We start from the raw sequence: 18,833 nt of genomic DNA, 5'->3' as shown, positions 1-18,833 counted from the left end.
CGGCAGCCTGTTCGGGTTTACCCCTCATATTCCCATGCGATTGTTTACCGCCATGTTGCTGATTCTCGGTATTTATGCCGGTGCGGCGCTGGACCCGGCTTTGCTTTTTACCGTCTGGCACTGGCCACTATCGCTGATCGGAATGGTAGTGCTGGTCGTCGCGACTACGGCGGTCAACCTCTGGTATTTTCAGCGTTTTGCCGGCTTCGATAAAACAACGGCGCTGTTTGCATCGGTACCGGGTGCCCAGTCGCTGGTGCTGATCATGAGCGCGGGCAGTGGCGCTGATGAAAAACAGGTCCTCATTCCGCAGATCTCCCGGGTATTGGCAGTCATCTACTTCGTACCACTGATATTGGTTGGTCTTGGTGACTGGACCGGCCTGGATATCAGTCGCATTCGCGGCGTGCCCGAAGAAGCCTGGGCGATGCCAGGCTGGACAGCAATACTCTGGGTTCTAATCGCGATTAGCCTTGGCCTGTACCTGGCCCGGCGGTTGAACTGGCCCCAGCCGTTAATGCTCGGGCCGTTGAGCGGTGTGGCCCTGTTGCAGGTCAGTGGCCTGACCGACCTGAGCATACCCGGCCAGGCCCTGGTGCCGGTGCAGTTTGTTCTCGGCACCTTTCTGGGTACCAAGTTTGCAAAAATTCGCTGGCGCACAGCCTTTATTCTTTCCGGCCACAGCCTGGTCGCCTTGTCACTTACGGTGATGCTCGTCGCACTGATGACAGCCTTGCTGACACTGGTCACCGACATACCGGCGGCGGCCATTTTTCTCGCCTTCGCACCCGGCGGTTTGCCCGAAATGGTGTTAATCGCCGCGACGCTGAATGCCGACCCTGCCTTTGTAGTGGTTCACCATGTGGTTCGGTTCTTGATCATTGCCATCGCTTTACCCTGGGTGGCTGAAAAAGTCAGGGTTCAAGGTCGGTAAATCGGTGCCCGCAGTGTAAAGAATTAATGAAGAGTGAGTCACTGGGCTCTGCAATTGCCGACCCCGAGCAATCAGAGTTTAACGTTACACACCAGTGGCTTCATTGACCGCACTTGGCGACCGACGGCGTTCACGCAGCACGTGGTGACGCAACCAGAAGGTAGTGGCCAGACCCAACAACCCGAGGCCAAACGCAAACCAGAACGCCAGATGAATACCGGCGGCAATGGCGGCGGGCGAATCCGGGTTTTTAAACAAGGCGGCGCGACCACTGAGCACGGTGATCAGCAGGGCGGTACCAATGGAGGCACCGACCATGCGCAACGTATTGTTCATCGCTGCGGCGTGAGCAATCAGCGGTACTGGCAGTGAATTAATGCCGGCGGTAATCAGCGGCATCATCAACAAGGTAGCGCCAAGCATTTGCGAGACCGAAGCGGCGACAATCCAGGCCGGGTGTACGGCGTCGGGCATGGTCGCCAGAATAAACATGCCGATGCAGAGCAGTACAAAGCCACAGATGGCCAGTACCTGAATGCCGAAGCGATCAAACAGACGGCCCGCCAACGGTGACACTATGCCCATCATCACCGCGCCTGGCAGTAAAATCAGGCCCGCATCCAGCGCGCTCATGCCACGCACACTTTGCACGTAAAGCGGAATCATCGTCTGGGTACCGATGAGCAAGGTGAACACCAGCACCGATAAAAAGGTAGTGACGGTAAAGGTGTGAGAATGAAACACCTTGAAGTCGAGCAGCGGTTGCTCAAGGCCCCGTTGCCGGTGAATAAAAGCCACTAGCGACATGGCGCCTACCAGCAGGCTGAGCAACACAGTGGCGCTGCCCCAGCCGGCCGATCCGGCCATGCTGAACCCGAACAACAAACCGCCCCAGCCAAAACTCGAGAGCACAACGGATAATGAATCGATGCGGCTGGCACGCTGGCGGGTCACGTTTTTCATAAACAACAAGGCCGCCAGAATCACCAGCAAGGCAATGGGCAGCAGCAGTACAAACAGGTAACGCCAGGAAAACTGATCGACAACCCAACCCGACAACGCGGGTCCGATGGCCGGGGCAAACGCCACGACCAGACCAACCAGTCCCATCGCCGCGCCGCGTTTTTCAATCGGAAACATGATCATCATCAGCGTTTGAATCATCGGCATGATGATGCCAGCGGAAGCGCCCTGAATGATGCGTGCGATCAGCAACACGGTGAAGGTTTGGGCGACCGCACCGAGCAGGGTGCCCAGGGTAAACAGCACCAGGGCGGCGATGAACAGGGTGCGGCTTGAGTACTTGTCCATCAGCGCAGCGGTGATCGGAATAAGCAGACCACTGGCGAGCATGAACGCAGTAGTAACCCACTGTGCCAGGCTAGCGTTGGCATTAAAGTCTTGCATGATCGGCGGAATTGCCACCAACATCAGCGTCTGGTTAAGCACAGACACGAAGGCGCCGGCTATCAGAATGACGACGATCAGCGTCCGGTTGTAGGCGGGTATGCTGTCGCTGGATGTCTGGGTTGTGTGTGCGGTCATCGGGTGTCCATTCGGTTAATTGTTACCACTAGGCGTCTGTCGGACTTAGGATGAATTGGCTGCGGAAGCTTCGATCCCCCTAAGTCCGACAGACTCCTGGCTGTTCGGGTGGTTCAGGGCGTGCTGCTGACGGTATTCAGTTTGTCAGCCATTTGGTCAATCACCGACAGGCAGGTGTCGATGTCGGCCGGGTTGATGCCCTCAAATATGTCTTCCCGCACGCTTTCCACTACCGCTTTGATGCGCTCCAGCGAAGGCTCGGCGCGCGGTGTCAGGTGAATCGTCTTGCAGCGTTTGTCGCCGTTGATCGAGCGTCGCTCGACCAGTTGTTCGTTCTCCAGCCAATCGAGGGTGCGCACCAGTGTTGGTCCCTGAACGCCAAGCAGTTCAGCCAGTTCTTTCTGGTGCATTGGCTGTTCGGCTTTGTGCAACGTCAGCAGCAGGCGCCAGCGCGACTCAGTCAGGCTGTGTGGCGACAGGCGCCGGTCTACCTCGGCCCGCCACAGCCGGGCAACTTGTCCGAGGCGATTGCCCAGTCGTTCGCGGTTATGTTTCAGGTCGGTCATCAGCAGCAGTGCCAGACAATGAAGGGATAATGATACCTCTCTTTAGATAGATAGCCACCTATCTATTGAAACAAAGCGTTAATGCCCTCTGTATTGCAATTGTTCCAGACCGCAGCACTGGGCTTAAGCGTCGCATCGTGCCTGCCGCCGCTAAAATCGCCTTGCTGGATTTTAATTCTTCGGAGATCTCCGTCGATATGGACGTGCCTTCAGCAGAGCAGTGCGACGGCCATCACCGAACATAGCCGTACCCTGCTCGCTTACACCACGACGGTTGGTGGGGCAGCGTTTATTTTTTTTGCTGTTGTTCCCAGGCGAGTTGTATGGTCTCGAGCTGATCGTTATCTTGCAGCAGGGAGAAGAACGACTGGGTGGGCATCGGTAATTCGCCGAAGTGCGCCCGGTCCCAGTCAATCCAGTTCAGGCCTTTGCTGATCTGGTGGGCATGGTGCACACCTTCCTCGAAGCTGTAGCTGCCCATGCCATCCTCAGTGATCCGGGTAATACCACGTACTTCCAGTCGGCCCAGCGTTAACTGATTGCCCGACTCCATCACCACCACAAAATCACCGGCCCGTATTTGCAACAGCGACCACAACAGCGACGGAACACCGCTGAGCGAGCTGGCGGTTTCGGTCCAGCGTTTGTCGCGCGCGTAGGCAAGGTTGCCGCGAACCTGAACCAGGGTTTTAAACTGGCGTTCCCAGCCGGGCTTGTCTTTCAGGTATTTTTGCAGTGAACCGATCTCGGCCCAGCCGAGCGCAACGCAATGACGACGTTTCAGTTCATCGTAACTGCAATGAACGCTAGACGTGATTAACCACCAGAGATTCATAGGCGTGATCCATCTGTTGTTTTTTTTGTTGCCAGGCAAAAAACCGACATTCTGTCTAACCTCTGTGACCATGCACCGAACTGAAATTTGATGCAATGACAACCTGTTAAAGCCGGCGGAACAGATACAAAAACGCCCGGTTAACCGGGCGTTGTGTCAAAACTTTGGCGCAGAAATCGGCTCAGGCAGTGGTCATGTCTTTCAGTTTTTTCAGCGGGCGCACTTTAACGGCGGTGCTGGCTGGCTTGGCAGCGATCATGATCTCTTCACCGGTGAAAGGGTTTACCCCGGGGCGCGCTTTGCGAGCAGGCTTTTTGACCGACTGAATTTTCATCAGGCCGGGCAGTAAGAATTCGCCGCAGGCACGTTTTTTCAGGTGGCGTTCCATCAGATCCGACAGCTCGTCCAGAACGGCCTGTACGTCTTTTTTGGTCAGTTCTGTGTTTTCGGCAATCTCTGTGACGATTTGAGTTTTGGTGTAACGTTCTTTGATGGCAGTGTTTTTCTTAACCATGGAGGCATCCTAATTGTTATGAATAAGATGATGAATGGATAAACGTCGTTGAAGCTGAGGCTCCCTAGCCCTTGGCTGATGCAAGACTTTAGCGCATTGCGGGGGCCTTGAATATCCTGAAAATCGCTGTTTTTGTCGGTGGCTAGTGAAGAACCTTGTCTTCAACGTACGGTTGCCAGTGCACCGATTCCAGCCGCCGGCCCTGTAAAATCACCCACCCGAGAAACCGGCGGTCTCCTACGGTACTGAATTCGAACTGATACATGCGCTGAAAGGCGATGATGGTATCCGGCGATCGGGCGAGGCGCATGCGGCGCAGGTAAATGCTGTCGTCGAGCATTTGCACGCCTTCTTTTTTGGCCGCCCGGCGCGCATGGTGCAGGGCTATCTGGCGCAAACCGAGGTGGTGCCAGATCCAGGCGCCGGCGATGATCACGAACAACAGGATCAGTAGGGATTTGCCGTCCACAGGGGTCTCTTTAAATGAGGATGTGCCAGCCAGTATACGGCATCGTCGCGGGTGTTGCTCAGTCGCCGTTTATCCGTTCAGGTGCCGGTAACGACGTTCGGGCCGGCCGACGGTGCCGTAGTTGACCTCGGCACTGAGTTCGCCGGTGCTGACCATGAATTCCAGGTAGCGGCGAGCCGTGGTGCGCGACGCCCCGATGCACTGGCCGACGGCATCGGCGCTCCAGTCTCCGGTTTCAACGACGTGGCGGATCTTATCCAGCGTCAGTGCATCGATGCCTTTGGGCAACCGCACCGGTTCATCGACGGCGGTCTCGGCGTGGCCTCTGGGCAGCAATAAATCGACTTCTTTCTGCGCGACATTGTGCAGGCTATCCAGCGTATCCAGATGCGCGCGGAAATGATTCAGCGCCTCTTCCAGGCGTTCATACACCAGCGGCTTCAGAATGTAATCGAAAACGCCGCCGTGCAACGCACTGCGTACGGTGTTTACCTCGCGCGCGGCGGTGATCAGAATAATATCGGTGTGGCTGTTGCTGGCGCGCAGTTCGCGCAGCAGTTCCAGGCCGTTGCCATCGGGGAAGTGTACGTCTAGAAGCACCAGGTCCGGGTTGAGTACGTCGATCTGGTCGCGGGCATCGGCCAGGGTATGGGCAATGCCGACCAGATCAATAGCGGGCATGCGCTCGATAAACCGGCGCTGAATTTCAGCCACCTGACGGTCGTCTTCCGCGATCAGAACTTTGAGCGTTCTCATTGGGTTGCTCCCACCGGGTTCAGGGGCTGTTTGGGCAAATACAGGGTAAACCGGCTGCCACCGACGGCCAGATTTTCAACCGTGATTGAACCACCCCAGCGTTCAACAAACTGGCGCACCAGATACAAGCCAATGCCATGGCCGCTGCCGCTTTTGCTGGTGACGCCTTTCTCAAACATCCGGGCTTCTTCCTCGGCGCTGATGCCCGGCCCCTGGTCTTCCACTTCAAAGATCAGGTCCAGCCCCAGGTCGGTCATGCTCAGTTGCACCTGGCCACCCTCACCCTGTTGGCGGCGGGTGGCTTCGAGCGCGTTGTCGATCAGGTTGCCGAGCACCGACACCAATTGATCTTTTGGCAGTTGGGCGGGCACATCCGCCATGTGGCTATCCGGATCGATTACCAGGGTCTGGCCCATTTCCCGGGCGCGGTTGTATTTGCCGAGAATGCAGCCGGCCAGCACCGGGTCTGGCACGGCATCGAGCAGCAGGTGAATCAGAGTCTGGTGGTCGTGCACTTCACTGCCGATCAGCGCTAGCGCTTCGTCGTTCGCGCCAATCTGAATCAGCCCGGCAATGGTGTGTAGCTTGTTGGAATACTCGTGGGTCTGGCTGCGCAGTGTATCGGCGTATTGTTGAATGCGGGTGAGCTGCCGACTGACCTGATCGAGTTCATCGCGCAGCCGAAAGCTCGATACCACCCCAATGATGGCGCTGTCCTGCTTGACTGGCAACCGGTTGACGATCATATGGCGGCCGTTCAGCCAGACTTCCTGGTCAAACTCCGGTTCGCCCCGTTCCAGCGCCGCCATTAAGCCGCTTTCCGGCAATACCTCGGCAATGGGTCTGCCGGTCAGTGGCGCTCCGGAATCGAGGCCCAGGCTGTCGACGGCCGTGCGGTTGATGGTGGTGATCACACCTTCCCGGTTAATCGCGATAATACCTTCGCGAACCGACTGCAATGTAGCGTTTTGTTCTTCGAACAGACGGGCAATCTGCTCCGGTTCCAGGCCAAAAATAGCGCGCTTGAACCGCCCGGCAATCACAATGGCAATGGCGACACTGCCGACCAGCATAACGGCCATCACCAGATACAGCACCAGGTTATAACGGGCGATGGTCGAGCGAACCTGGTCGAGCGCGTAGCCAACGGAAACAATGCCGATAATGTCTTCACCGGTCATGTCGTAAATCGGTGCTTTGCCGCGCATCGACAAACCCAGGCTGCCCAGGGCTTTATTCACGTAACCCTGGCCGTCGATCAGTGCGATCGAGCCATCGTCACCTTCATCGTCCGCCATGGAATGACCGAGCCGTTCCGGGTTCGGGTGCGCCAGGCGAATGCTGTTGTGATCGCCAATGACGATGAAAAGCGCATCGTTGGTGTTGGCCAGTTTCTGGCTGAGCTGGTTTAGAGTCTCGACATCGCGCATTTGCACACCGCGAATGATATCCGGTGTGGCGGCAATGGTTTTGGCCACGTTCAGGGCGCGCTGGCCGATCTGGTCATCCAGCGAGGCGGTGAGGTAGTACCAGGCAAAGCCGCCAATAATGCCGGTCTGAATGGCGCTGACCAGACCCAGCACCAGAATCATTCGGGTCTTGAGTTTCAGTCGTTTAAACACGTGATGGGCTTCTGCCTGGGTTTTGCATTGTCGCTACCGGTGAGCCAGCGCGGTGTATTTTTATAGTATGGGTGATGTCATTTTTATAGTGACTATAGCCTAACCGAGCCGCCGCTGTATTTCGCGTGATCTTTATGAACAAAAAGCCCTTTAAGTGCCTTAAACGCATTACGACCACAATCTAGTCATCAAACAGTCACAAGCCTAGCCTCTGCTCTGAACCCGTTCGCTAACAACAATCAAGGTGTTCGGGGAATCACAACAGTAGATATACAACAACAAAAGCAGAGGAAGATCATCATGAAACTCAAGCAAACCTTGTCTTTGCTGGCCGCTGCGGCGTTCAGTGTTTCCGCTATGGCCTGGGAACCCAGTGGCCGCGTAGAGTGCATCGCCCCTTCCGATCCGGGCGGCGGTTGGGATTTTACCTGCCGCAGCGTGGGTAACGTGCTGGAAGAACTGGGCATGGTGTCTGGCTCGGTTCAAACCACCAACATGGCCGGTGCTGGCGGTGGCGTAGCCTTCGCCCATACCGTCAGCAAGCGTAACGACGACTCCAAACTGCTAGTTGCAGCCTCAACCGCCACCACCACCCGTCTTGCCCAACAGCAATTCCCGGGCATGAACGCTGGCATGGTTAAATGGGTGGGTGCTCTCGGAGCCGACTACGGCATCATCGCCGTCAGTCAGGATTCCGACTACCAAAACCTGAACGACCTGATGGACGCCGTTAAAGAAAACCCGCGCAACGTTAAGTTTGCCGGTGGCAGCGCCAACGGCGGCTGGGACCACCTGAAAGTACTGATTGCCGCCAAGGCAGCCGGTGCCGGTTCATTGCCGAACATTCCTTACCTTTCGTACAACAACGGCGGCGAAGCCATGACCCAGGTTATCGGTGGCCATGTGGATGCCTTTACCGGTGACATTTCCGAAGCGACTGGCTTTATCGATTCTGGCGATTTGCGCGTTTTAGCGGTACTGGCTGAAGACCGCCTGCCCGGCAAGTTCAGCGACATTCCGACTGCTCGTGAGCAGGGTATCGACGCACTGGGCCCGAACTGGCGCGGTTTCTTTATGCCGATCGATGCGGACCCCGAAGCCAAGGCTTATTGGGTAAACGCCATCGATGAACTGTACGCCAGCGATGAATGGAAAGCAGTGATGGTGCGCAATGGCCTGATCCCCTTCCACCCGCCTGCGGATGAGTTCGAAGCCTTTGTTACCCAGCAAGTGGCCGACATTGAAACCCTGTCACGCGAAATAGGTTTGCTGCAATGACATCCTTTGGAGACCGCTTTCTGGGTCTCGCCCTGTTCGTCCTGGCCGTATCCTACGGCTGGGTCGCGCAGCAGTGGCCGCCGCCGTTTGGCGGCCACGAGGCCGTAGGCCCCGAGACCTTCCCGACTATTCTGGCCATTATTCTGGCCGGTTCAAGCCTGTACCTGATGTTCAAGCCAGACCCCGATGCGCACTGGCCCGTAGGCCGCACCGCTGGCGAACTGGTCGGTGCCATGGTGATTCTGGTGCTGTACGCCTTCGTGCTGGAAACCTTGGGTTTTGTGATCGCCACCACGCTCGCCGTTGGTTCGTTGTGCTGGCGCATGGGTGCTAAGCCGAGAGCCGCGTTTCTGGTTGGCGTGATCAGCGCAGTATCGGTGTTCCTGTTGTTCAACAACCTACTCGAATTGAGCCTGCCCGGTGGCTTGCTGGAGTTTGACTGATGGAAACCCTGCAATATTTAATGGAAGGCTTTGCCGTCGCGCTGACACCCACCAACCTGATGTTGGCCCTGTGCGGTGCCTTCCTCGGCACCCTGATCGGCGCGCTGCCGGGCCTTGGCCCTGCTAACGGCGTTGCCATTCTTATTCCGCTGGCGTTCACCCTGGGTCTGCCGCCTGAATCCGCGATGATTCTGCTGACCTCGGTGTACGCTGGTGCCATGTACGGTGGGCGCATTTCGTCCATCCTGCTTAATATTCCCGGTGATGAACCGGCGATGATGACCTGCCTAGATGGCTACCCCATGGCCAAAAACGGCAAAGCCGCCGAAGCCCTGGCCGTCTCCGCCATTGCTTCCTTCATTGGCGGACTGATCGGCACCATCGGCCTGATTCTGCTGGCCCCGGTACTGGCCCGGTTTGCACTGACTTTCGGCCCGGCCGAATACTTCGCCCTGTTCGTACTGGCCTTCGCCACCCTGGGCGGTATTACCGGCAAGAACCCGATGAAAACCGTGGTCGCCGCGACGCTGGGCATCATGATCTCGACCGTCGGCATCGACATTTCCACCGGTACCCAACGCTACACCTTCGGTGTGCTGGAGCTGTACGAAGGCATCGACTTTATTCTTGCCATTGTCGGCCTGTTCGCCATCTCCGAACTGCTGTTGTTCATTGAAGAGAAGGCAGGCAAGGGCAGGGCGCTGATTCAGGTTGGCAAGCTGAAACTGAGCATGAAAGACATCTACAGCATTCTGCCAACCACCTTTCGCGGTGGCATTCTGGGGTTTATTGCCGGTGTGCTGCCGGGCGCCGGTGCCTCTCTGGGCAGCTTCATCAGCTATACGCTGGAAAAGAAAGTGCTCGGTAAAAAAGGCCGCTTTGGCGAAGGCGACATGCGTGGCGTAGCCGCGCCGGAAGCTGGCAACAATGGCGCCTCCTCCGGTGCCCTGGTGCCCATGCTGACGCTGGGCGTACCCGGCAGCGGTACCACAGCGGTGCTGTTGGCGATGCTGATTTCGCTGAACATCACCCCCGGCCCGTTGATGTTTACCCAGAATGCCGACATCGTTTGGGGCGTGATCGCCGCGCTGCTGATTGGCAACCTGCTGCTGCTGGTGCTGAACATTCCGATGATTGGTGTGTTCGTGAAGGTGCTCTCGGTACCACCGATGTACCTGCTGCCGATGGTGACGATGATTGCTTTCGTGGGTATCTACTCGATCAGCCACAGCACCTTCGACCTGTACTTTATGGTCGCCTTCGGGGTAGCGGGGTACATCCTGCGCAAACTCGAGATGCCGCTGGTGCCGATTATTCTCGGCATGTTGCTCGGCCCGGAGATGGAGAAAAACCTCGGCCACGCCATGATCATCTCTGATGGCGACTGGGGCATTCTCTGGGGTACGCCGCTGGCGCTGGGGCTTTGGCTGGTCGCTGGGCTGGGCCTGCTGCTGCCCTATTTGGTAGGCCCAATACTGCGCGCCCGCATGCGTGCCTCCATCCGGGAAGACGCGGTAAGCGACTAACTCAATTCAGACGTGCTGTTGTCAGTGCTTTTGGGGTCGTTGGAGCAATCCGCGGCCCTTTTTTTATGGCTGTTTTCAAGCGGAGATGGGAGCGCCAAAAACCCGTCATTTAAGGCGATACAAAATATTACCGCCTGACAGAACTTTTCTCTTGCCAATGATAATCCTTCGCATTAGTATTCTGTTAACGATCCACAACAGGCACAGAGCAAACTGATATGTACGTATGCTTATGCAAAGGCATTACCGACAGAGACATCGAACAGCAAGCGATTCAGGGCGCTGATTACAGCGACGTGCGTCGCGAACTGGGTGTAGCGACCGATTGCGGTGCCTGCGGCCAGTTGTGCAAATCCCTGTTGCGTCAATACGAAACCGACGCCGTTGCCAATGTAGAATTCAGCGCAGCCTGATCAGGCTGCGTTCTTTCCTTTTCTAAAGAACTTCCCCTAACCAAGTCCGCAGACACTGAAGTGCAAGTTTCGGAGTTCGGCGCGCCTGTGTGGCATTGGCCCGCGGCAGGCGCCGGATATGCCCCTGTGGGGTCGGCGTAAATACATCCATGTAGCCTAGGCCGCAGCATCCATGCTGCGGACTACCCCACAGGGGCATATCCGGCACCCGCCGCTAGTCTTTCGACCGAACTCCGAACTTACGTTACAAAATTACGAAATACACCACCGAGAAGAAATGCAGCACACTGCCCGCCAGCACAAACAGATGCCAGATGGCATGGTTGAACGGCAAACTCTTGCGAATGTAGAACACCACTCCCAATGTGTAAGACAGCCCGCCTGCCACCATTAGCCACAGCCCCGCTGTTGCCAAAGAATCGATCAGGGGCTTCATCGCCACCACTACCGACCAGCCCATAATCAGATACAGCGCCACCATCAGGCCATGAAAACGTCGCAACTGAGTCAGATGCACCACCGTACCGAACAGCGTTAACCCCCAAACAACGCCAAACAGCGACCAACCCCAGGGCCCGCGCAGAGTGACCAGGGTAAAGGGCGTGTAGGTACCGGCGATCAGATACAGAATGGCGATGTGATCCAGCCGCTGCATAATGCCGCGAATGCGCGGGCTCTGAATGGCGTGATAGAGGGTTGAGGCGCTATAGAGCATGATCAGCGTCGCGCCAAAAATGGCCGAACTGACGATCTTCCAGGCATCCCCTTCCAGAGATGCCAGCACCACCATAACCACCAGCCCAACGACCGATAAAACGGCTCCCAGGCCGTGGGTCAGGCTGTTCGCCCATTCTTCAAGTTTCGAATAGCGGGGTAATTCCAAAGCTGATGTCACGTGATACGTCCCGTTAAATAATGCAGTGAAGTCAGTATAGTGCGATATGAAGCAATGTTGAGGCAGAACCGTGAAGGTGCAATGACAAAGCCAGCATTAAAGCCTGCCAGGCAACAATAACCATGTGAATACGGGACCTGTTTCCCAGCATCATAAAATAAGCACCGCCCCGGGTAGGGAAAAGGGTTTATAAAAGTGGCCGGGGCTGCAACAATACCCAAAATGTAATAAAACAACACAATTTGCTCCCGGTGCGATGTTATGGGAGCCCAACGCCCGAGACCCTGTTTATATGAAGCCCATCCTTTGTTTTGGCGAACTGCTGATCGACTTTCTGAACTTCAACACCGCCGAAGAGGGTGGTTTTTCACTGCCCGAGTTCCGCCAATACCCCGGTGGTGCCCCGGCCAACGTAGCCGCCGCCGTCGGCCGTCTGGGTGCCGCCGCTCGTTTTATCGGCCAGGTAGGCGACGACCGCTTCGGCCAGTTCCTGACTAATGCCATGAAACAGCTAAACGTAGACATGAGTTACCTGGGCGTACACCCAACCGCGCATACCCCCCTGGCCTATGTGTTCCTGGATGAGAGCGGCGAACGTAGCTTTGAATTCCTGCGCCACAACTCCGCCGACGTAGTGATGACCCCATCCGACCTGCCCAGCGAAGCCTTCGAAGGCGCCGGTACCTTTCACTTCTGCTCCAATACACTCACCGACGAGTACATCGCCGAAACCACCCAGGCCGCCATAACCAAAGCCCGTGCCCAAAACGCCGTGATCAGCTTCGACGTAAACCTGCGCCACAACCTCTGGCCCAACCGCCAGGTAGACCCCGCCATGATCCAACGCTTCCTGCGCATGGCCGACATCATCAAGGTTTCCCGCGAAGAGGCAGACTGGATAGAGGCCAATGGCTTTGCAGTAAGCAACTGGCTGAACACAGCCCGGGCGGTGTTTATTACCGACGGCGCCGAAGCCATTGCGATTCTTACCCCAAAAGGCCAATACCGAGTTAGCCCGCCTAAGGTTAAAGCGGTGGATACTACCGCGGGTGGTGATGCCTTTACCGGTGGTTTGCTACTGGCGTTGAATGGTCGCGATTTGGAAGCGTTCGGTGAGAGTGACTGGGAAGCGGCGACGAGCTTTGCGGCCGCTTGTGGGGCCGTGGCGGTTAGCCGCCCGGGTGCGTTGCCTGCATTGCCAGAGTGGGCAGACGTACAAGATGCCTGGCCATTTGGTGAAGCCCCGATATAAGCCCACCCACCACTCCTCCCCGTAGGAGGCCTCTGGGCGACACGAAGCAAAACAAACCACAGACTCGTACGCCCGAGCCCATCAAAGGGCCTTGGGGAAGAGGGGGGCGCAAACGACACTGCTGTAACATAAAAACTTGCCAACCCAATCTCAAAATGCCATGTTGACCAAACAATTTATTCCCCCTTGGTGTGCCCTGTAACCGGCCGGGCGGTAGCGAATCTAATTGATATCCACCGGGCTCACCATACCTCTCTCATGCAAGCCCACAACGTGGGTGTATATCTGGGTCGTCTCAAGAGAAGAGTGCCCCAGAATTTCCTGCCATGACCAGTTTCCAGATCAGACGCGTGCAGATTGAAAACGTGCTCGACCTGCTCCTTAAGCATAGGGATAGTGCGATTTGGCAATAGAGACCGCCTTGCTTTCCCACCTTTGGCTTCTTGAATCCAAAGGCCTCCGTTTTCAAAGTCGACATCTTTTACTCTAAGCCGAACAGCCTCCATGATTCTGAGCCCGCTGCCATACATCAGTTGAACAATCAGTCGATGCAGCCCGGTTAACTGTGAAATAACCCGTTTTGCCTCGTCCGGCGATAACACGGTAGGTAGCTTTCTGTGTTTTTTAGCTTGCTTGAAGTCCAAATCGCCAACTTCCTGTTTTAGAAAATCCCTGAACATACGGGACATCAACGTCGTATGCGACGGTTTTGTCGGTTTTAATATGGGGTGGGGTCTTAGTTCGGGTATCGTCCGCGTGCCCACTATCACTGGGTGTTAGCGGAGGGGTGTGGTAGCTTTTATGCAGTACCTGCCGGAATAAGGGGCGGGATAGAAGATGAATAAGCTGTTAACTGCTAGGGGAAGCATATGGAAATTATTATCGGAATCGTTGTTGTCGTTGTGATCATCATGTTTTTCGGTGGTATTGATAACAATCGCCCAGTCACAAGTTGGTCTAATGACAAGCTTGAGCGAATGCATGGGAAGTTACTTTATGCTGCTTCGGCACAAGCTAAAGCCGGGAACTTTCAAAAGTCCGAAGAACATAGCAGCAAAGCGCAAGAGGTTGAGCAGGAAATCGAACGTCGAAAGCAAGCGAAAATTAAGGAGCTTGGAGAAAAGACGTTTGATCCGAACAACACAAATGAGTTCGCAGAGCTTACAAAAATTATGGCAGAAAAAAGCCTTCAATTGCTTAATAAAACTATGAGTGAGAACTCATGCACAGAGGATGAAGCTAAAGAAATTGTATCTCAGCGTATCGAAACGCTTGCGAGTGAATATGTAATGGAAGGAATGGATGATGAAGATGCTAAGCAAAAAGCTATTTCCAAGATACTTGGAATCAACAGTTAACAAGTACAGGCACAGCGACTCGTAAACTCGCGCATGCTGTAAACGTTATGAGGAGCAGGGAAATCAACCTAGTGCAAGTAAAATATGATGAGTTCGACGCTTTGTTTTCTGTTGTGAAACAGGGGCTGTGCTCGCATGTTGATGCCGTCTTTGGTTGGTGTGATCAGTTTCAGCGAGAACGTTTGAGCAGTGAATATGAGATTAATTGGTTTAACTGGGTATATGTTGACCACAAGCGCATTGGCATGCTTTGCTTCAAGCCTTATGACAACGCAATCCATATACACCTGCTTGTCGTCTTTCCAGAGTTTCAGAATCAGAAGTTTGGTGAAATGATCATGAATCATGTCCACCAATTAGCTCAGGAACAAGGTAGAAGCCGTGTTACGCTATCAAGCTTTGCATGCAACGAGCCTGCTATAAAATTTTACAAATCGCTGGGTTATCAGGTTTCGGATAGCGATGAGAACTTTCTTTCTATGTCGCGTCAAGTTTTATCATAACAAAGCATTGCAGCGGACAAACCGCTGAATGCGGCGTTATGTGGGATTCGGGGTCTGACGCATGGGAAAACTGATAGCGATCGCTGCCCTTCTGCTGGTGCTTGGAGTAATTCCTACTTCGTTAGCACTGATTTTAGACTGGCAGCCGGAAGGTGATTCTCCAGGTGTTTGGTTCCAGCGAAGTGGCTCAATTCTTGTGGTCTTCTCGGTATTAGCTGATGCGATTTTGGCTTCTCTTTTCACGTCACTTTTCCCTGGGAGTCAAACCGTGGTACTTACCGATGATGATGCTGTAAGTTTAAAGCCGCTATACACCATAGTTTCTATATTTGCTGTCGTTTTCACGGTGGTAGGCACGGTAATTTGGGGGTACGGTGATTTGTTGCTTTGACGCAAAATCACATAACCAATCATTCCAGTTCGTTCCGGCCCTGACGGGCCTCCACCGGACGGCCTTTTCTCGGCTTCGCTGCGCAAAGGCCGCCGCTGAATTTTAGCGTTAGCCATTCAGAGAGTCTCATGAAAAAGATAGTAGAGAAGGCGTTTGTCGATTTTGATGCAGGTCTTCGACCAGAAGGCTATATGCCAGCAAGAAACTGGTTCGTTATTAGTTCTTCAGGCAGGTCATACCCAGCTAAAGCAATATGGGCAATGGCTGTAAATGAGCCCGTAGGCCAATTGCATACGTATGAGGCTAGACTTGAGTTGACTAAACTCGAGTATTCGGTTATCAATGCCAAGTTGACAACCCTAAGTAGCGACTTTGATAAGCAGGTTAAAAAGTCACAGTCAGATTCTTCGGAAGAACGGAAAAAACGGATAGAAAAAGCTCCTAAGAAGCCAAGCAAGCATTACTCTGTTACTGTTAATTTCATAAGAAATCCTGATGTTGTGGCCGAAGTTCTTGATCGAGCAAAAGGTAGGTGTGAAGGATGTAGGGCAGCAGCGCCGTTTAACAAAAAGAAAGATGGAAGTCCTTATTTAGAAGTACATCATATAAAACAACTTTCTAAAGGTGGCGAAGATACAATAAAAAATGCGATAGCACTTTGTCCAAATTGTCACCGCAAACAGCATTATGGCTAACCAATGCAAGGCACGGCGACGGTTACTGCATTGCGGCTTCGCCTCCATTCCGCAACCGCGCGTGCTTCGCGGCGTTAGGCTTCCGAGCTCCACCAGAAGAGATTATCAAAGTAAGGAAAAATGGTTTGAGTGTTGAGTTCCTGGAAAGCGATTTTGACAAGGTGAGCTATCTGGCTAATTTACTTACAGCCCGGGCGACTGGCCTTTCTGCAGATGATCGTGAGTTTGAAATACTAAGAAGAGAGCTGTTAAGTAACGAAGATGTCGCTCCGATGTTACCCCAATGGCTCCGCCAGCACCGTAATCTAGACTCTTTTTGGGGGTTTATAAAGCCCATGTTCGGCACTTATGCAGAGAGGCGGACATATCTTTCTGAGCAGTTCACCCCAGCGCTAGACGCATTAGAGTTTGGTGAGAATTTCCGTCCAGAACAATCGCAAAAATCTATTCAGACTCCCAAACCCTCTTCTCCAGTTGCAGCTCCAGTTTCTGCCAGGAACAAGCGTAAGGTCTTTATTGTTCATGGTCGCGATAATGAAGCGAAGCAAGAAGTCAGCCGTTTTATAGAAAAATTGGGGGTGGAAGCAATCATCCTTCATGAACAAGCAAGTTCGGGAATGACGATAATTGAAAAAATTGAGCATTACTCAAATGATGCGGACTTCGCAATAGTTCTCTACACAGCCTGTGATCATGGCCGCGGAGCGCATGAATCAAAAGTTCCCCCGAAAAACAGAGCGCGGCAGAATGTCGTGTTTGAGCACGGCTATCTTATGGCAAAGCTAGGCAGAGAAAACGTTTGCTCCCTAGTAAAAGGGGAAATTGAAACCCCCAATGATATAAGTGGTGTTGTGTATGTCCCGCTAGACCCATTTGGTGCGTGGAAAAATGAAGTATCAAAAGAGCTTAAGGCTTGCGGCTATGCAATACCCAGCATTCCATAAGAGGCTATCAATGCTTAGTATCAAGCTTGAACCGCGACAATAATTATCAACCATAGTACATCTCCTCAGGGGTTTTAAAGTTGAAGCGTTTTCTGGTTCGAGAGTTTAAACGGTTAGCGATAATATCGCATTGTTGCTGTGTCAGCTCTGCCATACTGGTGCCTTTAGGTAGATATTGGCGGATAAGACCGTTGAGATTTTCGTTGCTTCCCCTCTCCCAGGAATGAAACGGGTTCGCAAAGTAGAATCGGACGTTTGCACTTCGTTCAATCTCTTTGTACTGGTGGAACTCAGTACCGTTGTCAGCAGTAATGGTTTTGAAAGATAAAGGATCCCTTCCGATCAATCGCTTTGTTTTCTTGTTCAACGACTTGGTGCTTCGATCTCGAAGCTTTCCAATCATAGCGAACCCGGTTTTTCGTTCATTGATTGTTACGATGCAATCTTTCGAGTCGCGTCCCATGATGGTGTCGATTTCCCAGTGCCCCTTGTGCTTTCGGGTTTCGACACTGTGGGGACGTTCCGAGATACGCCGCTTGTTGGCTAGTCGACCCCTGCTGTCGTAGGCTTTATAGCGTTTTCTACGTTGTTTGAGTGACTGGCGAAGATGAGTCCATAGCGAGCCACCATTGGCCTTGTCTCGCCAGATGTACTGGTAAATAGTTTCGTGGGATATTGGCTTTAATCCGTTTGCCTTCAAAAACCCCGTAATCTGTTCTGGGCTCCATTTTTGCCGCAGATAGTATCGGACAAGCTTGAAATCGTGCTCATCATAGTGTCGATTACGCCGTGATCGACTCCGTCGCCCTCGGGTACGGCTGTCGGCTTTCGTGGGCCTATATGAACCATCTGTGCTATAGCAGCTATTGCGTTCGAACTCCCGATATATGGTACTTCGATGTCGGCCCATTTGACTGGCAACCTCGGCGTAACTTAGGCCTTGCCAACGAAGGTGCGATATCAGTACCCTGTCTTCTAGGGTGAGCTGCCTATAAGTGGTCATCGTTTATCTCTCTTTGGTCGGAAAGAAAAACGGCCATTTTGGCAGCTCACCCGCTTATTTGTCGAAACTGTCGCACTTAGTATATGAATTCGGCGACTCTAACAAGTAAATGTTGAGGGACGCTTTCAGCGCCCCAAATTTTGGCGTTAGAACACAGGGAAACGGAAACTATGTCAAGATCACAAAAGGTAGAGGGATTGCTATTTGACTTGGGCGGTGTGCTGCTCAATATTGATTTTAATCTCGCATTTCAGACATGGAAGAAATGGACTTTACTGCCAGTTGAAGAGTTGCAAAGTCGATTCAAAATGGACGAAGCGTACGAGAAACATGAGCGTGGCGAAATCGAAGCTTCTCAGTATTTTGATCACCTTAGGGGTGTGCTCGAATTAGAAGCAACAGATTCGGATATAGCTTTAGGGTGGAATGCTATATTTGTTGATGAGATTGAGGAAACTCTGAATTACATAAGTAAAGTTAGGAGAGAGTTGCCCTGTTTTGCATTTACTAATTCAAACCGCGCTCACCAAAGCTACTGGTATAATAAGTACCCTAGGGTTGTAAATTCTTTTGACAAAATATTTGTTTCATCTGATCTTGGATTTAGGAAGCCTGAAAGACGATCTTTTGAAGCAATTTCTAATGCCACTGGCATCAGTCTTGGTGCAATGCTGTTTTTCGATGATATGGAGGAAAATGTAAGTGGAGCAAGAGAGTCGGGTATGCGTGCTGTTTGTGTAAAGAATCACACAGATGTGAAACATGCGCTGGTTGAAATCGGCGTGATCTAACCATTGTAAGCAGCGGACCGCTAAGACACGGCCACTGCTCCATATCGTTAGAGCTACAAATGAAAATATGGGCTCCAGTTAAAGTAGCGCTAATTTGTAT

General features: G+C 53.4%; 22 protein-coding genes. 12 read left to right on the top strand and 10 right to left on the bottom strand.

The features are described from left to right. Positions 1-934 (top strand): AbrB family transcriptional regulator (locus WEB54_RS12010; RefSeq protein ID WP_368055901.1); only part of this gene is annotated, 934 nt, incomplete at its 5' end. Between the two features lie 84 nt (positions 935-1,018). Here the strand turns inward: WEB54_RS12010 and WEB54_RS12005 are convergent. From WEB54_RS12005 to WEB54_RS11975, 7 genes are all read right to left on the bottom strand, one after another. Next, positions 1,019-2,479 carry a DHA2 family efflux MFS transporter permease subunit gene (locus WEB54_RS12005; RefSeq protein WP_368055899.1) on the bottom strand — a complete coding sequence of 487 codons (1,461 nt, stop codon included), beginning with the start codon at positions 2,477-2,479 and terminating at the stop codon, positions 1,019-1,021. A 113-nt stretch (positions 2,480-2,592) separates the two neighbouring features. Beyond that, on the bottom strand, positions 2,593-3,045 hold the full coding sequence (locus tag WEB54_RS12000) for a MarR family transcriptional regulator (RefSeq protein WP_368055898.1): 453 nt from the start codon (positions 3,043-3,045) through the stop codon (positions 2,593-2,595). Positions 3,046-3,334: 289 nt separating this feature from the next. After that, positions 3,335-3,880 carry a hypothetical protein gene (locus tag WEB54_RS11995; RefSeq protein ID WP_368055897.1) on the bottom strand — a complete coding sequence of 182 codons (546 nt, stop codon included), beginning with the start codon at positions 3,878-3,880 and terminating at the stop codon, positions 3,335-3,337. Between the two features lie 181 nt (positions 3,881-4,061). Further along, positions 4,062-4,394, bottom strand: a complete 333-nt coding sequence (locus tag WEB54_RS11990; protein ID WP_368055895.1) for an HU family DNA-binding protein — start codon at positions 4,392-4,394, stop codon at positions 4,062-4,064. A gap of 142 nt (positions 4,395-4,536) precedes the next feature. Further along, the gene (locus tag WEB54_RS11985) at positions 4,537-4,863 is read right to left on the bottom strand and encodes a DUF3301 domain-containing protein (RefSeq protein WP_368055893.1); all 327 of its coding nucleotides are present in this window, start codon (positions 4,861-4,863) and stop codon (positions 4,537-4,539) included. A 69-nt stretch (positions 4,864-4,932) separates the two neighbouring features. Next, positions 4,933-5,619: a response regulator gene (locus WEB54_RS11980; protein ID WP_368055892.1), complete on the bottom strand. Its 687-nt coding sequence runs from the start codon at positions 5,617-5,619 to the stop codon at positions 4,933-4,935. Next, positions 5,616-7,241 (bottom strand): ATP-binding protein, encoded by a 1,626-nt coding sequence (locus tag WEB54_RS11975; RefSeq protein ID WP_368055891.1) that lies wholly within the window; start codon positions 7,239-7,241, stop codon positions 5,616-5,618. The genes WEB54_RS11980 and WEB54_RS11975 overlap by 4 nt, the downstream gene beginning before the upstream one ends. Before the next feature lie 300 nt (positions 7,242-7,541). Here WEB54_RS11975 and WEB54_RS11970 point away from each other — a divergent pair, with 300 nt between their 5' ends. The 4 genes from WEB54_RS11970 (at position 7,542) to WEB54_RS11955 (ending at position 10,901) form a co-directional block, all read left to right on the top strand. Then, positions 7,542-8,519, top strand: a complete 978-nt coding sequence (locus tag WEB54_RS11970; RefSeq protein WP_368055889.1) for a Bug family tripartite tricarboxylate transporter substrate binding protein — start codon at positions 7,542-7,544, stop codon at positions 8,517-8,519. Continuing rightward, on the top strand, positions 8,516-8,962 hold the full coding sequence (locus tag WEB54_RS11965) for a tripartite tricarboxylate transporter TctB family protein (protein ID WP_368055887.1): 447 nt from the start codon (positions 8,516-8,518) through the stop codon (positions 8,960-8,962). Before WEB54_RS11970 ends, WEB54_RS11965 begins: the two co-directional genes overlap by 4 nt. Further along, positions 8,962-10,488, top strand: coding sequence for a tripartite tricarboxylate transporter permease (locus WEB54_RS11960; protein ID WP_368055886.1), 1,527 nt, complete (start codon positions 8,962-8,964; stop codon positions 10,486-10,488). The genes WEB54_RS11965 and WEB54_RS11960 overlap by 1 nt, the downstream gene beginning before the upstream one ends. A 218-nt stretch (positions 10,489-10,706) precedes the next feature. Further along, positions 10,707-10,901: a (2Fe-2S)-binding protein gene (locus WEB54_RS11955; RefSeq protein ID WP_368055884.1), complete on the top strand. Its 195-nt coding sequence runs from the start codon at positions 10,707-10,709 to the stop codon at positions 10,899-10,901. Positions 10,902-11,145: 244 nt separating this feature from the next. Here WEB54_RS11955 and WEB54_RS11950 read toward each other — a convergent pair whose 3' ends face one another. Further along, on the bottom strand, positions 11,146-11,796 hold the full coding sequence (locus tag WEB54_RS11950; protein ID WP_368055883.1) for a hemolysin III family protein: 651 nt from the start codon (positions 11,794-11,796) through the stop codon (positions 11,146-11,148). Positions 11,797-12,088: 292 nt separating this feature from the next. On the opposite strand from WEB54_RS11950, the gene WEB54_RS11945 reads away from it, so the two are divergent. Continuing rightward, positions 12,089-13,048 (top strand): carbohydrate kinase, encoded by a 960-nt coding sequence (locus WEB54_RS11945; protein ID WP_368055881.1) that lies wholly within the window; start codon positions 12,089-12,091, stop codon positions 13,046-13,048. A 242-nt stretch (positions 13,049-13,290) separates the two neighbouring features. Here WEB54_RS11945 and WEB54_RS11940 read toward each other — a convergent pair whose 3' ends face one another. Beyond that, positions 13,291-13,728, bottom strand: coding sequence for a tyrosine-type recombinase/integrase (locus WEB54_RS11940; RefSeq protein ID WP_368055903.1), 438 nt, complete (start codon positions 13,726-13,728; stop codon positions 13,291-13,293). A 189-nt stretch (positions 13,729-13,917) separates the two neighbouring features. Between WEB54_RS11940 and WEB54_RS11935 the strand changes: the two genes are divergently transcribed. From WEB54_RS11935 to WEB54_RS11915, 5 genes are all read left to right on the top strand, one after another. Next, complete coding sequence (locus WEB54_RS11935) at positions 13,918-14,406, top strand: hypothetical protein (RefSeq protein WP_368055880.1); 489 nt, start codon at positions 13,918-13,920, stop codon at positions 14,404-14,406. 71 nt (positions 14,407-14,477) lie between these two features. After that, positions 14,478-14,909: a GNAT family N-acetyltransferase gene (locus WEB54_RS11930; RefSeq protein ID WP_368055878.1), complete on the top strand. Its 432-nt coding sequence runs from the start codon at positions 14,478-14,480 to the stop codon at positions 14,907-14,909. 61 nt (positions 14,910-14,970) lie between these two features. Beyond that, positions 14,971-15,300, top strand: coding sequence for a hypothetical protein (locus WEB54_RS11925; RefSeq protein WP_368055877.1), 330 nt, complete (start codon positions 14,971-14,973; stop codon positions 15,298-15,300). A 128-nt stretch (positions 15,301-15,428) separates the two neighbouring features. After that, positions 15,429-15,995: an HNH endonuclease gene (locus WEB54_RS11920; RefSeq protein ID WP_368055875.1), complete on the top strand. Its 567-nt coding sequence runs from the start codon at positions 15,429-15,431 to the stop codon at positions 15,993-15,995. Beyond that, complete coding sequence (locus WEB54_RS11915; protein WP_368055874.1) at positions 15,959-16,939, top strand: TIR domain-containing protein; 981 nt, start codon at positions 15,959-15,961, stop codon at positions 16,937-16,939. Before WEB54_RS11920 ends, WEB54_RS11915 begins: the two co-directional genes overlap by 37 nt. Positions 16,940-16,985: 46 nt before the next feature. Here WEB54_RS11915 and WEB54_RS11910 read toward each other — a convergent pair whose 3' ends face one another. After that, on the bottom strand, positions 16,986-17,942 hold the full coding sequence (locus WEB54_RS11910; protein ID WP_368055873.1) for an IS30 family transposase: 957 nt from the start codon (positions 17,940-17,942) through the stop codon (positions 16,986-16,988). Positions 17,943-18,112: 170 nt separating this feature from the next. Here WEB54_RS11910 and WEB54_RS11905 point away from each other — a divergent pair, with 170 nt between their 5' ends. Continuing rightward, the gene (locus WEB54_RS11905; protein ID WP_368055872.1) at positions 18,113-18,733 is read left to right on the top strand and encodes an HAD-IA family hydrolase; all 621 of its coding nucleotides are present in this window, start codon (positions 18,113-18,115) and stop codon (positions 18,731-18,733) included. Positions 18,734-18,833: the final 100 nt, after the last annotated feature.

Source organism: Saccharospirillum sp. (assembly GCF_040881935.1).
GTDB lineage: Bacteria > Pseudomonadota > Gammaproteobacteria > Pseudomonadales > Natronospirillaceae > Saccharospirillum.
The sequence above is the reverse complement of the archived record's forward strand: the minus strand, read 5'-3'. Positions and strand labels throughout refer to the sequence as shown.

Coding starts and splice junctions, on each gene's coding strand:
- WEB54_RS12005 (WP_368055899.1), bottom strand. CDS start 2,479: ATGACCGCACACACAACCCAGACATCCAGCGACAGCATACCCGCCTAC.
- WEB54_RS12000 (WP_368055898.1), bottom strand. CDS start 3,045: ATGACCGACCTGAAACATAACCGCGAACGACTGGGCAATCGCCTCGGA.
- WEB54_RS11995 (WP_368055897.1), bottom strand. CDS start 3,880: ATGAATCTCTGGTGGTTAATCACGTCTAGCGTTCATTGCAGTTACGAT.
- WEB54_RS11990 (WP_368055895.1), bottom strand. CDS start 4,394: ATGGTTAAGAAAAACACTGCCATCAAAGAACGTTACACCAAAACTCAA.
- WEB54_RS11980 (WP_368055892.1), bottom strand. CDS start 5,619: ATGAGAACGCTCAAAGTTCTGATCGCGGAAGACGACCGTCAGGTGGCT.
- WEB54_RS11970 (WP_368055889.1), top strand. CDS start 7,542: ATGAAACTCAAGCAAACCTTGTCTTTGCTGGCCGCTGCGGCGTTCAGT.
- WEB54_RS11965 (WP_368055887.1), top strand. CDS start 8,516: ATGACATCCTTTGGAGACCGCTTTCTGGGTCTCGCCCTGTTCGTCCTG.
- WEB54_RS11960 (WP_368055886.1), top strand. CDS start 8,962: ATGGAAACCCTGCAATATTTAATGGAAGGCTTTGCCGTCGCGCTGACA.
- WEB54_RS11955 (WP_368055884.1), top strand. CDS start 10,707: ATGTACGTATGCTTATGCAAAGGCATTACCGACAGAGACATCGAACAG.
- WEB54_RS11945 (WP_368055881.1), top strand. CDS start 12,089: ATGAAGCCCATCCTTTGTTTTGGCGAACTGCTGATCGACTTTCTGAAC.
- WEB54_RS11940 (WP_368055903.1), bottom strand. CDS start 13,728: ATGTTCAGGGATTTTCTAAAACAGGAAGTTGGCGATTTGGACTTCAAG.
- WEB54_RS11935 (WP_368055880.1), top strand. CDS start 13,918: ATGGAAATTATTATCGGAATCGTTGTTGTCGTTGTGATCATCATGTTT.
- WEB54_RS11925 (WP_368055877.1), top strand. CDS start 14,971: ATGGGAAAACTGATAGCGATCGCTGCCCTTCTGCTGGTGCTTGGAGTA.
- WEB54_RS11920 (WP_368055875.1), top strand. CDS start 15,429: ATGAAAAAGATAGTAGAGAAGGCGTTTGTCGATTTTGATGCAGGTCTT.
- WEB54_RS11910 (WP_368055873.1), bottom strand. CDS start 17,942: ATGACCACTTATAGGCAGCTCACCCTAGAAGACAGGGTACTGATATCG.
- WEB54_RS11905 (WP_368055872.1), top strand. CDS start 18,113: ATGTCAAGATCACAAAAGGTAGAGGGATTGCTATTTGACTTGGGCGGT.